This is a genomic window from Chromobacterium sp. S0633 (assembly GCF_024158805.1).
Classification (GTDB): domain Bacteria; phylum Pseudomonadota; class Gammaproteobacteria; order Burkholderiales; family Chromobacteriaceae; genus Chromobacterium.
This window is the reverse complement of sequence record NZ_JAMZGH010000005.1, coordinates 107,882-122,350: the sequence shown is the minus strand read 5'-3', so window position 1 is coordinate 122,350 and position 14,469 is coordinate 107,882. Positions and strand designations below refer to the sequence as shown.

The window sequence follows — 14,469 nt, the reverse complement described above, 5'->3', positions numbered from 1 at the left end:
CCGGCCCCACCCGGCACGCGGCTATTTACCGTCCAGCGGCACTTGCCAGCGCTGATCCTTGAGCGTGCGCATCACAATATAGGAGCAGATGTCGCGCATGCCGGGAATGCGGTTCAGCCGCTCCACGATGAAGCCGCTGAAGGCGGCCAGATTGCGGCAACGGACATGCAGCACGTAGTTGCTGGGACCGGCGACGATGTAGGCGGCGGCGATTTCCTCAAACTGCCGGATGCGCTCCATGAAGTCTTCATGCCAGTCTTCGCGCGCCCGATCCAGCGTCACGTGGACGATGGCTTCCAGCTCGTAGCCGAGCAGGGCCGGGTCCAGTTGGGCGTGATAGCCGCGGATCAGTCCCTGGCTTTCCAGCGCGCGCACCCGCCGCAGACAGGCGGACGGAGACAGGGCCACCTGGTCGGCCAGATCCTGATTGCTGAGCCTGGCGTTGTGCTGCAATGCGGAAAGAATCCGGCAATCTATCGCGTCAAGCTGCATTTGCAATTTCCCATCGTTATCTGTCTGCTCCGCTGCAGTTCCTGCGAAAAGCATGCCATTAGCAAGACCAACTTGCAATTTCTGGCGGATGCCTTGGTGCTAGCATGATTCCAGGCTTCTTACCGCTCAGGAACCGTTCCATGTTGCTCGATATCAGCCCCCCGCTGCGCGCCGGCCTGCCGGTCTGGCCCGGCGACACCGCCTTCGACGCCAGCCCCGCCTGGCAGCTGGACGCCCACTGTCCGGTCAATGTGGCGCGGCTGACGCTGTCGCCTCACAGCGGCGCGCACGCCGACGCGCCGGCTCACTTCCAGGCCGCCGGCCAGGGCATAGGCCAGGTGACGCTGGACGCCTATCTGGGGCCGTGCCGGCTGATCCATTGCCTGTCCCCCGGCCCGCTGATCCGGCTGGAGCAGATCCGCGCGCGGCTTGAGGCCCGGCCCGGCCTGCTGCCCCCGCGGCTGCTGATCCGCAGTTACGCGCGCTATCCGCTGGAGGCCTGGGACGCGGACTTCCCCGGCGTGGAGGCCGCCGCCATCGACTGGCTGGGCGGCCAGGGCGTGCGGCTGATAGGCGTGGACACCGCCTCGCTGGACCCGATGGACAGCAAGACCATGGACGCCCATCACGCCACCGCGCGCCAGCGCATGGCCATCCTGGAACAGCTGCTGCTGGATCACGCGCCGGAGGGCGATTACGAGTTGATCGCGCTGCCGCTGAAGTTGATGAACCTGGACGCCAGCCCGGTGCGCGCCGTGCTGCGGCCCTTGCCCGTTTCCACCCCTCTCGTGTAGGACCCGCCATGAAACACACTCGCGAAGCTTGTCTCATCGCCGATCAGCAAGACCCGCTGGCCGGCTTCCGCCAGCGGTTCGACCTGCCGGCCAACACTTTCTATCTGGACGGCAACTCGCTGGGCGTGCTGCCCAAGGGCGCGCTGGAGCGCAGCCGGCAGGTGATCACCGGCGAATGGGGCCATGATCTGATCCGCAGCTGGAACACCGCCGGCTGGTTCGACATGCCGGCGCGTCTGGGCGACAAGCTGGCGCCGCTCTTGGGCGCCGGTCCCGGCGAAACCGTGGTCACCGACACCACCTCGCTGAATCTGTTCAAGGCGCTGGCGGCGGCCCTGCGCATCCAGCGGCAAGCGCATCCGGAGCGCAAGGTGATCCTGTCCGAGCGCGACAACTTCCCCACCGATCTCTACATGATCCAGGGCATGATCGAATTCCTGCAGCAGGGCTATGAATTGCGTCTGATCGACGAGGCGCTGCCGCTGGAACAGGCGCTGGACGAGGACGTGGCGGTGCTGCTGCTGTCCCACGTCAATTACCGCACCGGTTATTTGTACGATATGGCCGCGGTCACCCGCAGCGCCCATCAGCGCGGCGCGCTGGCGATCTGGGACCTGGCGCACTCGGCCGGCGCGCTGCAAGTGGACCTGAACGGCGCGGACGCCGATTTCGCCGTGGGCTGCACCTACAAATACCTGAACGGCGGACCGGGCTCGCCCGCCTTCATCTGGGTGGCCCCGCGCCATCAGAACGCTTTCTGGCAGCCCTTGTCCGGCTGGTGGGGCCACGCCAAGCCCTTCGAGATGGCGGCCGACTACGCGCCGGCCCAGGGCATACGCCGCTTCCTGTGCGGCACCCAGCCCATCGTGTCGCTGGCCTTGGTGGAATGCGGTCTGGACGTGGCGCGCCAGGTGGATGCCCAGCAGCTGCGCGCCAAATCGCTGGCGCTGACCGATCTCTTCATCGAGCTGGTGGAGCAGCGCTGCGGCGGCCACCCGCTGACCCTGATCACCCCGCGCGAGCACGCGCGCCGCGGCAGCCACGTCAGCTTCCGCCATCCGCAAGGCTTCGCGGTGATGCAGGCCTTGATCGCCAACGGCGTCATCGGCGATTACCGCGAACCGGAAGTGCTGCGCTTCGGCATCACTCCGCTCTACCTGAGCCATGCCGACATCTGGGACGCGGTGGAAATCCTGCGCGAGATTCTGGACAGCGGCAGCTGGGATAAACCTGAGTTCCACCGCCGCGGCGCGGTGACCTGAGCCCAGAACGGCGCGACGGCCCCTGCCGCCTCGCCTCCACAGAGCCGCCGCCCGCGATAGCTACGCGGCCGGCGGCTCTACAGCGCAAGGGACGTCAGATCCCGCCAGACCGCGCTGCATAGACAGAGGAGAACATCATGAGCAGTTTCCAGGACATCAAGGATAGGGAACAGGGCCTGCAGCGCCGGCTCAGCGCCGGACAGATGAGCATGATCGCCATCGGCGGCGCCATCGGCACCGGTCTGTTCCTAGGCAGCAAGTTCGCCATCGGCTTCGCCGGCCCCAGCGTGGTGCTCAGTTACGCCATAGGCGGCCTGATCACCCTGTTGCTGATGGGCTGCCTGGCGGAGATGACGGTGGCGCACGCCACCTCCGGCTCCTTCGGCGCCTACGCCGAGCACTACGTCAGCCCGCTGGCCGGCTTCCTGGTGCGCTACAGCTATTGGGCCTGCGTGGTGCTGGCGGTGGGCACCGAAATCACCGCCGTGGCCGAATACATGCGCTACTGGTTTCCCGACACCCCGCCCTGGATCTGGATTCTGCTGTTCTCCAGCGCGCTGATCGGCGTCAACGCCACCAGCGTCAAGGCCTTCGGCACGGTGGAGTACTGGTTCTCCACCATCAAGATCTTCGCCATCGTCGCCTTCATCCTGATGGGCTGCTATGTGGTGTGGGGCAGCGGCAACCCCGCTTACGGCGCGCGCAACTTCAGCGCCGACGGCGGCTTCTTCCCCAACGGGATCTGGGGCATGTGGGTGGCGGTGGTGATCTCCATCTTCAGTTATCTGAGCGTGGAGATGATCGCGGTGGCCGCCGGCGAGGCGGAAAACCCGGAACAGGCGGTGCGCCAGGCTTTCCGCGCCACCATCGCGCGGCTGGTGGTGTTCTATCTGCTGTCCTTGAGCCTGATCATCGCCATCGTGCCCTGGGGCCGGATCGGCGCCGGCAACAGCCCCTTCGTCACCGTGATGCAGGTGCTGAACATCCCCTACGCCGCCGGCATTCTCAACTTCGTGGTGGTGGTGGCCGCGCTGTCGGCGATGAACAGCCAGCTCTACATCACCACCCGCATGATGTTCAGCCTGTCCCGCGCCGGCGACGCGCCGATCGGGCTGGGCAAACTGAACCAGCGCGGCATCCCGGTCAACGCGCTCCTGCTGTCCACCAGCGGCATCGCGCTGGCGGCGGTGCTGTACGTCTTGTTTCCGCAACAGGCGTTCACGCTGATGATCGCGCTGTCGATGTTCGGCGCGCTGTTCACCTGGCTGATGATTTTCTACACCCATCTGCGTTTCCGCCGCCATCACGATCAGGCCGGCGGCCTGGATCTGCCGTTCAAGATGCGCCTGTTTCCCTACACCACGCTGGCCGGCCTGGTGTTGATGCTGGCGATCATGATCACCACCGCCTTCACCGAGGTGTTCCGGCTGACCCTGGTCTTCGGCCTGCCCTTCCTGCTGCTGCTGGTCGTGTTGTTCCACACCGTGCGCAAGCCGCGGCCGAAGCCGGCGGCGCAACAGGGCTAGACCGTCATACGAGGGCCCGCCCGAGAGCCGCTTCAGGATCCGCCGCGCTTCGCGCGATACGGGCTTGAAGCGGTTCTGACACCGCGATCGGATTCGGCATAGAATATTCGGCTCGCACCCAATCCGGATAATCCGCCCCCGCCATGTCACGCCCGTCCGCTCTCGCCCCCGGCGCCAGCCTGTCCGCGCTGCTGCGCGACTTCGTCCTCCGTCATTGGCCTTACTACCTGCGCGCGGCGCTGATGCTGGCCGCCGTGGCGGTGCTCACCGTGCTGATTCCGCGCCAGATCGGAGAAATCGTCGACCTGCTGGCCAAGGGCCAGCTCGGCGCCCCGCAACTCATGCGCGAGCTGGGCTGGCTGCTGCTCTTCGGCGTGGTGATCTATCTGCTGCGCGCCGGCTGGCGGCTGCAGCTCTTCGCCGCCGCCTACCAACTGGGCGTGGAATTGCGCACCCGGCTGTATCAGCGGCTGAGCCGCCAGGGGCCGGGCTTCTACCATCACCAGCGCACCGGCGATCTGATGGCGCGCGCCACCAACGATATCGACGCGGTGGAAATGGCCGCCGGCGAGGCGATGCTGGCCGGCTTCGACGGCAGCCTGACCCTGGTGATGGTGCTGGCGATGATGACCTTGGGCATAGACTGGCGGCTGGCCGCCGCCGCGCTGCTGCCCTTCCCGCTGATGGCCTTCGCCTTCTGGCGCATCACCCGCCGCGTGCACCAGGCCTGGGCCGGCTCGCTGCAAAGCTTCAGCCGGCTCAACGACCACGTGCAGGAAACGCTGAGCGGGGTGCGCACGCTGCGCACTCTGGGCCTGGAGGAACGCAATAGCCGCGAGCTGGCCGGCCTGGCCGCCTCCGCCGCCGACAACAGCCTGGAGGCGCAACGCTGGGAGGCGGCGTTCGAACCGGTGGTGGGGCTGACCCTGAGCACCGCGGCGGCGGCCACGCTGGGCATCGGCGGCTATCTGGTGTGGCAGCAACAGCTGACCATAGGCGCGCTGACCAGCTTCAGCATGTATCTGGGCCAGCTGATCTGGCCGATGTTCGCCGCCGGCTGGGTGCTGTCGCTGCTGGAACGCGGCCGCGCCGGCTGGAACCGGCTGGAGCCGGTGCTGAGCGCGCCCGAGTCCGTGGACGACAGCGGCGTCAACGCCACGGAACCGGCCGGCGAACTGCGCTGGCGCGATCTGAACTTCACTTATCCGGGGCAAAGCGCGCCGGCCTTGCGCGCGATCGATCTGCGCCTGGGCCGCGGCCAGACCCTGGGCATCGTCGGCCCCACCGGCAGCGGCAAGTCCACGCTGCTGCGCCTGCTGCTGCGCCAGTACCCGCTGCCGGCCGGCAGCGTCAGCTGGAACGGCGTGCCGCTGGAGGAATACAAGATGGACGCCTTGCGCGCGGCGATCAGCTGGGTGCCGCAGGAGTCCTTTCTGTTCTCCGCCTCGGTGGCCGACAATATCGCGCTGACGCGCCCGGACGCCGCCGAACGCGAGATCGAACGCGTGGCGCGGCTGGCGGCGGTGCACGAGGACATCCTGCGCCTGGCCCAGGGCTACGCCACCCCGGTGGGCGAAAAAGGCGTGGCCTTGTCCGGCGGCCAGCGCCAACGGCTGGCCATCGCCCGCGCCTTGCTGGCGGACGCGCCGCTGCTGCTGCTGGACGACGCCTTGTCCGCGGTGGACACCCAGACCGAGACCCAGATTCTGCAACATCTGCGCGAGGCGCGCCGCGGCCGCAGCGTGATCATCGCCAGCCACCGGCTGTCCGCGGTGGCGGACGCCGACCACATCGTCGTGCTGCAGCACGGCGGCATCGCCGAAGCCGGCAGCCACGAGGCGCTGCTGCAATTGAACGGCTGGTACGCCAGCCAGTGGCGCTATCAACAACTGGAGGCCAGCCTGGATGAAATCTGATCAATCCGCGATCAACCGCAGCCGGGCGGTGGCCCTGCTGCGCCACTCCGCCGCGCCGGAAAAGCGCCATGTGCTGTGGGGCACGCTGTGGCTGATCGCCGCCGCGCTGATGGAGGCGCTGTCGCCGCTGCTGGGCAAGGTGTTCATCGACCGCTACCTGCTGCCGCGCGCGCCGCAATGGCTGGAAATGGGCCTGCTGCTGCTCGCCTGTCTGATGGCCGGCTACGCCGCGTCCAGCCTGCGCTATCTGCAGCTGGTGCGCCTGTCCGGCGTGGCGATGCGCTCGGTGCAAAGACTGCGCGAACAGGTTTACCGCCACGTGATCCGGCTGCCGATGGCCTTTTTCGACAAGGCGATCACCGGCCAGCTGGTCAGCCGCGTCACCAACGACACCGAATCGGTGAAGGCCTTGTACGTGCAGGTGCTGTTCGTGATGCTGGACAGCAGCATCGTGGTCATCGGCGTGATGGCGGCGATGGCCTGGCTGGACTGGCGGCTGATGCTGCTGGCGGCGCTGCTGCTGCCGGCGATGCTGGCCATCGTCTGGCTCTACCAGCGCTGGAGCGCGCCGTCGGTGACGCGCGCCCGCGCGCTGCGCAGCGACATCAATGCCCAGATGGCCGAGTCCATCTCCGGCATGAGCGTGTTGCAGGCCGCCAACGCCACCGGCCGCTTCGCCGCGCGTTTCGATCAGGCCAACCACAATTACTACCGGGCGCGGATCGCGGAGTTGAGCGCCAACGCCTGGCTATTGCGTCCGGCGCTGGACCTGCTGAAAGTGCTGTTGCTGGCCGGAGTGATCTACAGCTTCAGCCAGCGGCCGCTGGGCGCGCTGCAGATCGGCGTGCTCTACGCCTTCATCAGCTATATCGGCCGCATGGTGGACCCGCTGATCCAGATCACCATGCAGTTCAGCCAGCTGCAGCAGGCGGTGGTGGCGGCGGCGCGGGTGGACGCGCTGCTGCAGGAGCCGGCGGCGGCAGCCGGCCACGGCCAGGGCCGCATCGAGCGGGGCGCGGTCAGCTTCCGCCGGGTGAGCTTCGGCTATCAGCCTGAGCGGCCGGTATTGCCCGATCTTTCGCTGGAGATTCCGGCCGGCGGCTTTATCGGCATCGTCGGCCACACCGGCAGCGGCAAATCCACGCTGCTGTCGCTGCTGCTGCGCTTCTACGCGCCGCAAGGCGGCGAGATCCTGATCGACGAGCAGCCGCTGGCCGCTTTCGACGACGCCGCCTTCCGCGACGGCGTCGGCCTGGTGCCGCAAGAGCCCTTTCTGCTGGCCGCCAGCGCGCGCGACAATATCGCCATGGGCCGGCCGTTGACGCAGCAGCAGATCGAGGACGCCGCGCGCGCGGCCGGCGCGCACGATCTGATCCTGGCCCTGGAGCAGGGCTACGACACCGATATGGGCGAGAGCGGCTCGCGGCTGTCCAGCGGCCAGAAACAGCTGATCGCCATCGCCCGCGCGCTGGCGGGCAAGCCGCGCATCCTGCTGCTGGACGAGGCCACCTCCCACATCGACAGCGAAACCGAACAACTGGTGCAAGGAGCGCTGGAACAGCTGCGCGGCCAGATCACCCTGATCTCCATCGCCCACCGGCTGTCCACCATCCGCGACGCCGACCGCATCATCGTGCTCAACCACGGCCAGATCGCCGAAACCGGCAATCACGAGGCCTTGATGACCGAGGGCGGCATCTACCAACGGCTATACTTGCTGCAGCAATTGCAGCCGGAAGCCGGCTGAACGAACGACGAATCCGCCATGCACCGTTTCCCCGCCCTGCCCGCGCCCGGCGCGCTGATCGACACCCACTGCCATCTGGACGCGCCGGAATTGGCGCCCATGCTGTCCACCGTGCTGGAGCGCGCGCGCGCCGCCGGCGTCGGCCAGATCCTGGTGCCGGCGGTGCGCGCCGACACCTTCGACGCCGCCGCCGCCATGCGCCGCGATCACGGCTGCTGGATAGGCTTCGGCCTGCATCCCATCTATCTGGAACGGCATCTGGACGAGCATCTGGAGCAGCTGGAGCGCGCGCTGCGCGAGCAGCGGCCGGAAGCGGTGGGAGAGATAGGCCTGGACTTCTATCTGCCGCAGCTGGACCCGGCGCGGCAGGAGGCCTTGTTCGTCGAACAGCTGAAGCTGGCGCGCAAATACGCGCTGCCGGTGGTGCTGCACGTGCGCCGATCAGTGGACCGCGTGCTCAAGCATCTGCGCGAGCAGCGCGTCGAGCGGGGCATCGCCCACGCCTTCAACGGCAGCCCGCAGCAAGCGGACGCGATGCTGCGCCAGGGCATGAAGCTGGGCTTCGGCGGCGCGATGACCTACTCCGGCTCCCAGCGCATCCGCCGGCTGGCGGCTACGCTGCCGCTGTCCGGCCTGGTGCTGGAAACCGACGCGCCGGACATCCGCCCCGAGTTCGCCCAGGACCGGCCCAACGAGCCGGCCCATCTGGCCGCCTTCAGCGCGCAGCTGGCCGAGCTGCGCGGCCTGCCGGAGACGGCGCTGCGCCAGGCCTTGTACCGCAATAGCCTGGAGGCGCTGGGCATCGCTGGCTGAGATGAAGCCCCTTCCCTCAGGTGCGGAAGCGCCTGAGATTGGAGTCCAGATCCACCGACAACTGCTGCAGCTCCTGCGATAGCTGGCTGGCCTGGCCGGAGGCCTTGGCGGTGCTCTCGTTCATCTGCGCCATCTGCTCCACATTGCCCGCCACCAGTTGGCTGGCGTGGCTTTGCTCCTTGATCGCGTTGGCGATGTCGGTGATGCGTTCCACCGAGTGCTGGGACAGCTGATGGATTTCACGCAGCGACTCGGCCACGCTGGAGGTGCTGCTGACGCCGCTCTCGATGCGGGCGTTGGCCTGCTGCATGCTCTGGTAGGCGCGCTGGGTATCGGTCTGCACCCCTTCGATATGGGTGGAAATCTCGGTGGTGGCCTGGCTGGTGCGCTCGGCCAGCTTGCGCACCTCGTCCGCCACCACCGCGAAGCCGCGGCCCATCTCCCCGGCCCGCGCCGCCTCGATCGCCGCGTTCAGCGCCAAGAGATTGGTCTGCTCGGCGATGTCGCGGATCACCCGCACGATGTCGCCGATATCGCTAGAACGCTGATTGAGCTGCCCCATCACCGTGGAGGTTTCGGTAATACCGCTGGCGATCAGCTGGATCTCGCTGGCGGCTTTTTCCGCCAGGCCGTTGCCGCGATCCGCCTGCGCCATGGTCTGGCGCGCCTGGCCTTCCACGTCGCGGGTATTGTCCGCCACCAGATTGATGCTGACCGACATCTGCTCGATCGCCGCCGCGCCGCTGGCGGCGGATTCCGCCTGATTGGCCGCGGCGCCGGACACCTGGGAGCTGACGTCCGCCATCTGCCCCGAAGCGCTGGCCAGTTGCGTGGCGTGGCCCTGGGCTTCCTGCACCAGCCGGCGCACGGTGCCGACCAGCGAGGCCAGCGATTCGCCGACGCTGCCCAGCTCATTGCGGCCGAAGTCCGGCAGTTCCAGGTTCAGATCGCAGGTTTGCGCCAGTTGCTGCGCGGAATCCCGCATCTGCAGCAAGGGCACGCGGATGGAGCGGATGATGTACCAGGACACCACCAGGCTGGCCAGCAGGCCGACCGCCACCGTGGCCAGCAACTGGCTGCGCACCGCGTCCGCGGAGGCATCGATCTGGCCGCGCAGCCCCGCCACCGCGTCGGAAGCGCCCTTGGCCAGTTTGGCCGAGACCTCTTCCATCTGGTGGATGCTGCCCTTGTACTGGCCAAACGCCTTGTTGGCGTCGCTGGTGCTGGCCAGTTCCTGCTTGTCCACCTTGGCGCCCACCGTCTTGAAGCCGTCGGCGTAGCTGTTGAGCAGCCCGTCCAGCGTCGTCAGCTGCTGGGCGGCGTCGCCGTTCAGCGGATGGGTGCCGGCGCTCTTGATCGCCGCGTGCGCGCCGTCCAGCGTCTTGCTCCATTTCCCGCTGTACTCGCTCCGCTTGGCGGCGTCGCCCAGATTGATGAAATAGTCCTTCTCGAAACGCCGCAGATTGCCCATATGCTGCTGCAACTCCACCACGTCGCGGTAAAAGGCCAGTTCATGAGTGCTGACATCCTCCACCCGGCTGGAAATGCTGCCCAACCCCATGAAGGCCAGCAAGCTGGTCACCGCCAGCGCCACCAGCAACAAGGCGAAACCCAGGGTGATCCGGGCCGCAATCGTCATATTCCGCATTTACACACTCCCCAACCAAACTATGTTTTTTTTGGATTCCCGCCGATTCAAGTCCGCGGTTTCGCCGCGATGGTAAACCAAGCCGTTCACGGTTTTCACCGCATGACTCCGGCAAGTTTCACACTCTGCGCCCGGCATGCGCGGCGGACGCAAAAAAAGCCGTCAGCATGAGCTGACGGCTTCCTTTTGGCTGCGCGCGAGGTCTACTGCGGCTGACGCGACAACTTGAAGGTTCTGGCAAAGCCCAATACACAGACGAAGAATAGTCCGCTTAAGAAGATTTCGCCCCATGCAAGTTGTTGCGACAGGCCGCGATCCGCCCAACCGCGCATCACGCCCTCGGTGAAATAAGCCAGGATGAACATGCTGGCCCATTGATAGGTGTACAGGCGCTGGGCCAGGATGCCGCGCAGCGGCAGCAGCAGCACCGCCGCCTTGAGCGCCAGCAGCGAGCCGCCCGGACGCAGCGGCGCCAGCCACAGCTCCCAGGCCAGGCACAGCAGGATCAGGGCGATCAGCGACGCCGACGCGCCGTAATGCCAGGCGTTTCGATTCATGAACCATCCTCCAGCAAAGGGCGCTCCTTCTTGCGGCCCAGGAACACCGCCAACAGAATGCCCGCCTCGTACAACAGCCACAGCGGCACCGCCAGCAGGGTTTGCGACAGCACGTCCGGCGGCGTGACGACGGCGGCCACCACGAAGGCGCCGACGATCACGTAAGGCCGGCCCTGGCGCAGTTTTTCCACCGACACCACGCCCATGCGCACCAGCAGGATCACCACCACCGGCACCTCGAAGGTGACGCCGAAGGCCATGAACATGCCGAGCACGAAGGACAGGTATTTATCGATGTCGGTCATCATGCTGACCCCGACCGGCGTCACCGCCGACATGAAGCCGAACACCACGGGGAAGACCAGGAAGTAGGCGAAAGCCATGCCGGTGAGGAACAGCAACAGGCTGGCCACCACCAGGGGCAGCACCAGCCGTTTCTCATGGTGGTAGAGCCCGGGCGCGACAAAGGCCCAGATCTGGTACAGGGTATTGGGCAGCGAGATCAGGAAGGCCACCAGCATGGTCACCTTGACCGGTACGAAGAACGGCGCGGTGACGTCGGTGGCGATCATGTTCGCCCCCTTAGGCAGCGCGTCCAGCAGCGGCTTGGCCAGCAGATGGTAGATGTCCCCGGACCAATGGAACAGGCCGAGAAACACCAGCGCGACGCCGAGCAGCGCCCGTACCAGACGGGTGCGCAACTCGATCAGATGCGCGAGCAAGGGTTGTTCATTCATGCGCGGGATGTCCAATGGATTCAGGAACGGCCGGAGCGGGCGCCAGTCCCGCCCGGCCGGGTGCGGCCAAGCTCAACGCGGCGATGGCGGATCGGCCGGCTGGGGAGCCGGCGCCGCCGGCGGCAAGTCGTCGAACAGGTCCAGCTGGTTCTCGTCCTTGACCGGCGCCGCCTCGGCCTGCGCCTCGACGTCGACCGGAAGCGGGTCCAGCAGATCCGGCTGCAGGCCGCCGTGGATGAGATTGGCCGCCTCTTCCACCGGCGCACGCGCCTCGTCCGCCAGGGAACGCAACTCGGCGCTGTTCTGCTCCATCGCCTCGCGCACGCCCCGCACTTCGGAGTCGAGCTGGCCTTTGAACGACTGCGCCGCGTCCTCGATGTCCTGCCGCAATTCGTTCAGGCCGGTCAGATTGGCCTGCTGCTGGATGTCGGACTTCACCGTGGCCACGAAACGCTGGGCGCGGCCCACCAGCGCGCCCAGGGTGCGCGCCACCGTGGGCAGGCGCTCCGGCCCCAAGACCACCAGGGCCACCACGCCTATCAACAGGATTTCGCCAAAGCTGATTTCAAACACGCTTGAGCCGCGCCTTATTTCTTGTCGGCGTCGCCGTCGATGATGCGGCCGGTTTCAGCCGGCTTGTCCTTGGCGGCCTTGTCGTTCTCGCCGTTCATGCCTTCCTTGAAGCCTTTGACCGCGCCGCCCAGATCTTCACCGATATTGCGCAGTTTCTTGGTGCCGAACACCAGCACCACGATCAGCAATACCACCAGCCAGTGCCAGATGCTGAAAGAACCCATGATTCACTTCCTTATCAAATCGAATTAGTACGCGGAGGCCGCCCGGCCTCCCGCTTCGGGCCCGCGGGCCGATCAGTTATTCTTGTGGCCGAACACATGCACGTGCAGGTGGAACACTTCCTGCCCGCCGCCGCGGCCGGTGTTGATGCCGGTCTTGAAGCCGCCCTCCAGGCCCTGCTCGCGCGCCAGCTTGGGCGCCAGGGTCAGCATCTTGCCCAGCACCGCCTCGTGCTCGGGGCCGCAATGGGCCAGCGAATCCACATGCAGCTTGGGAATCAGCATGAAATGCACGGGAGCGATCGGACGGATGTCGTGGAAGGCCAGCACATCGTCGTCTTCGTAGATTTTATTGGCCGGAATCTGCCCGGCCACGATTTTGCAGAAGATGCAGTCTGTCATTATTGTCGGCTCTCGCTCAATCTTAAGGGGTGGGGGCGCGGGAGGCCTTTTCATCCAGGCCGGAAATACCCTCGCGCCGCTTCAACTCCATCAGCACGTCCTCGGGCCGCAGGCCATGATAGGTCAGCAACACCATGCTGTGGAACCACAGGTCGGCCACTTCGCGCACCAGATGCAGCTTGTCCTTGTCCTTGGAGGCCATCAGCGTTTCCGCCGCCTCCTCCGCCACTTTCTTCAGAATGGCGTCCTCGCCCTTGTGAAACAGGGACGCCACATAGGAAGACTGGGAACTGGCCTCGCGCCGCGCTTCCAGCGTGTCCGCAATGGTTTTCAGCACATCCTGGCTCATGTCGCTATTCCTTTATGCCGCAACCCCGGCAAGTATATGTCGTTCCGATGGCAAAACGATAACAATCGCCTTGCCGGCAGCCATTCTAACGGCCAGCCGCCGCAAGGCGTTGACCGCGCGCAAGTCAGGCCTTGCCGTAGATGGCGCCCGGGTCCTTCAAGACCGCGTCCACCACTTCCCAATCTTGCCGCGCCGGATCGAAGCGGCGGTAGAAGCAGCTTTCGCGGCCGGTATGGCAAGCGATGCCGCCGGCCTGCTCGATCTGCATCACCACCACGTCGCCGTCGCAGTCCAGCCGCAACTCCTTGACGCTTTGCAGGTGGCCGGAATCCTCGCCCTTCTTCCACAGCTTGCCGCGCGAGCGGCTCCAGTAATGGGCGACGCCGGTTTCGGCGGTCAGGGCCAGGCTGTCGCGATTCATCCACGCCACCATCAGCACCCGGCCGCTGGCGGCGTCCTGGGCGATGGCGGCGACCAGGCCCTTGTCGTCCCATTTGACTTCATCCAACCAATTCATGGCTCACCTTTAGAAGGCCGCGCGCCTTGGCTATGAGTGGCGGCGCGGCAAATGATTCAGCGCGGCGCCCGCTTCGCCTCAAATTAAGACGCCGGCAAGAGTGTCGATCGGAAAGCGCTCACAGCCGCACTTCGATGCCGGCGTCCCGCATCGCCTGCTTGGCCTCCGCCACCGTGTGCTCGCCGAAATGGAAAATGCTGGCGGCCAGCACCGCGTCGGCCTTGCCCAGTTTGACCCCGTCCACCAGGTGCTGCAGCGTGCCCACGCCGCCGGAGGCGATCACCGGAATGTCCACCGCTTCCGACACCGCGCGCGTCAGCTCCAGATTGAAGCCTATCTTGGTGCCGTCGCGGTCCATGCTGGTCAGCAGGATTTCGCCCGCCCCCAGTTGCTGCATCTGACGCGCCCACGCCACCGCGTCGATGCCGGTGCGCGTGCGGCCGCCGTGGGTGAACACCTCCCAGCGGTCGTTCTCCGGCGTCACCGCCTTGGCGTCCACCGCCACCACAACGCACTGGCTGCCGAAGCGATCGGCCGCCTCGCTCACCAGCTGCGGCCGGGTCACCGCCGCGGTATTGATGCTGACCTTGTCCGCGCCGGCGCTGAGCAGGCGGCGGATGTCCGCCACTTCCCGCACGCCGCCGCCCACGGTCAGCGGAATGAACACCTGCTCCGCCACCGATTCGATCACGTGCAGAATGATGTCGCGCTGGTCCGAGCTGGCGGTGATATCGAGAAAGGTCAGTTCGTCCGCGCCCTGCTCGTTATAGCGGCGGGCGATTTCCACCGGGTCGCCGGCGTCGCGCAGACCCAGGAAGTTGACGCCTTTGACGACGCGACCGGCGGTCACGTCCAGACAGGGGATGATGCGTTTGGCAAGCATATGGGGTCCGGCAAACGGCCAACCGGCCCGAA

At 66.4% G+C, this 14,469-nt stretch carries 16 protein-coding genes; 6 read left to right on the top strand and 10 right to left on the bottom strand.

Features of this window, described 5'->3' with window-relative positions:
• Nucleotides 1-21: 21 nt before the first annotated feature.
• The gene (locus NK214_RS05430) at nt 22-492 is read right to left on the bottom strand and encodes an Lrp/AsnC family transcriptional regulator (protein ID WP_107800972.1); all 471 of its coding nucleotides are present in this window, start codon (nt 490-492) and stop codon (nt 22-24) included.
• A gap of 140 nt (nt 493-632) precedes the next feature.
• On the opposite strand from NK214_RS05430, the gene kynB reads away from it, so the two are divergent.
• From kynB to NK214_RS05400, 6 genes are all read left to right on the top strand, one after another.
• Nucleotides 633-1,286 (top strand): arylformamidase, encoded by a 654-nt coding sequence (gene kynB / locus NK214_RS05425; RefSeq protein WP_253313907.1) that lies wholly within the window; start codon nt 633-635, stop codon nt 1,284-1,286.
• Between the two features lie 8 nt (nt 1,287-1,294).
• Complete coding sequence (gene kynU, locus NK214_RS05420) at nt 1,295-2,548, top strand: kynureninase (protein ID WP_235085909.1); 1,254 nt, start codon at nt 1,295-1,297, stop codon at nt 2,546-2,548.
• Nucleotides 2,549-2,685: 137 nt separating this feature from the next.
• The gene (locus NK214_RS05415; RefSeq protein WP_235085907.1) at nt 2,686-4,074 is read left to right on the top strand and encodes an amino acid permease; all 1,389 of its coding nucleotides are present in this window, start codon (nt 2,686-2,688) and stop codon (nt 4,072-4,074) included.
• A gap of 143 nt (nt 4,075-4,217) precedes the next feature.
• The gene (locus NK214_RS05410; protein ID WP_107800976.1) at nt 4,218-5,990 is read left to right on the top strand and encodes an ABC transporter transmembrane domain-containing protein; all 1,773 of its coding nucleotides are present in this window, start codon (nt 4,218-4,220) and stop codon (nt 5,988-5,990) included.
• Nucleotides 5,980-7,737: an ABC transporter ATP-binding protein gene (locus NK214_RS05405; protein WP_107800977.1), complete on the top strand. Its 1,758-nt coding sequence runs from the start codon at nt 5,980-5,982 to the stop codon at nt 7,735-7,737. Before NK214_RS05410 ends, NK214_RS05405 begins: the two co-directional genes overlap by 11 nt.
• A gap of 18 nt (nt 7,738-7,755) precedes the next feature.
• Nucleotides 7,756-8,550, top strand: coding sequence for a TatD family hydrolase (locus tag NK214_RS05400; RefSeq protein WP_253313906.1), 795 nt, complete (start codon nt 7,756-7,758; stop codon nt 8,548-8,550).
• Between the two features lie 16 nt (nt 8,551-8,566).
• Here the strand turns inward: NK214_RS05400 and NK214_RS05395 are convergent, their stop codons facing one another.
• The 9 genes from NK214_RS05395 to hisF all read right to left on the bottom strand — a co-directional run bounded on the left by NK214_RS05395 (nt 8,567) and on the right by hisF (nt 14,437).
• The gene (locus NK214_RS05395; RefSeq protein ID WP_107800979.1) at nt 8,567-10,198 is read right to left on the bottom strand and encodes a methyl-accepting chemotaxis protein; all 1,632 of its coding nucleotides are present in this window, start codon (nt 10,196-10,198) and stop codon (nt 8,567-8,569) included.
• 203 nt (nt 10,199-10,401) lie between these two features.
• The gene (locus tag NK214_RS05390; RefSeq protein WP_107800980.1) at nt 10,402-10,755 is read right to left on the bottom strand and encodes a DUF2069 domain-containing protein; all 354 of its coding nucleotides are present in this window, start codon (nt 10,753-10,755) and stop codon (nt 10,402-10,404) included.
• A complete protein-coding gene (tatC, locus tag NK214_RS05385) occupies nt 10,752-11,492 on the bottom strand; it encodes a twin-arginine translocase subunit TatC (RefSeq protein WP_107802034.1) in 741 nt (246 codons plus the stop codon). The genes NK214_RS05390 and tatC overlap by 4 nt, the downstream gene beginning before the upstream one ends.
• Before the next feature lie 72 nt (nt 11,493-11,564).
• Nucleotides 11,565-12,065 (bottom strand): Sec-independent protein translocase protein TatB, encoded by a 501-nt coding sequence (tatB, locus tag NK214_RS05380; protein WP_253313905.1) that lies wholly within the window; start codon nt 12,063-12,065, stop codon nt 11,565-11,567.
• 14 nt (nt 12,066-12,079) lie between these two features.
• Nucleotides 12,080-12,289, bottom strand: coding sequence for a Sec-independent protein translocase subunit TatA (gene tatA / locus NK214_RS05375; RefSeq protein ID WP_043589548.1), 210 nt, complete (start codon nt 12,287-12,289; stop codon nt 12,080-12,082).
• Between the two features lie 72 nt (nt 12,290-12,361).
• Complete coding sequence (locus tag NK214_RS05370) at nt 12,362-12,688, bottom strand: histidine triad nucleotide-binding protein (RefSeq protein WP_107800982.1); 327 nt, start codon at nt 12,686-12,688, stop codon at nt 12,362-12,364.
• Nucleotides 12,689-12,710: 22 nt separating this feature from the next.
• The gene (locus NK214_RS05365) at nt 12,711-13,037 is read right to left on the bottom strand and encodes a phosphoribosyl-ATP diphosphatase (RefSeq protein ID WP_043589545.1); all 327 of its coding nucleotides are present in this window, start codon (nt 13,035-13,037) and stop codon (nt 12,711-12,713) included.
• 124 nt (nt 13,038-13,161) lie between these two features.
• Nucleotides 13,162-13,554 (bottom strand): phosphoribosyl-AMP cyclohydrolase, encoded by a 393-nt coding sequence (hisI, locus tag NK214_RS05360; RefSeq protein ID WP_107800983.1) that lies wholly within the window; start codon nt 13,552-13,554, stop codon nt 13,162-13,164.
• A 118-nt stretch (nt 13,555-13,672) separates the two neighbouring features.
• Complete coding sequence (hisF, locus tag NK214_RS05355) at nt 13,673-14,437, bottom strand: imidazole glycerol phosphate synthase subunit HisF (protein WP_019103912.1); 765 nt, start codon at nt 14,435-14,437, stop codon at nt 13,673-13,675.
• Between the last annotated feature and the right edge of the window lie 32 nt (nt 14,438-14,469).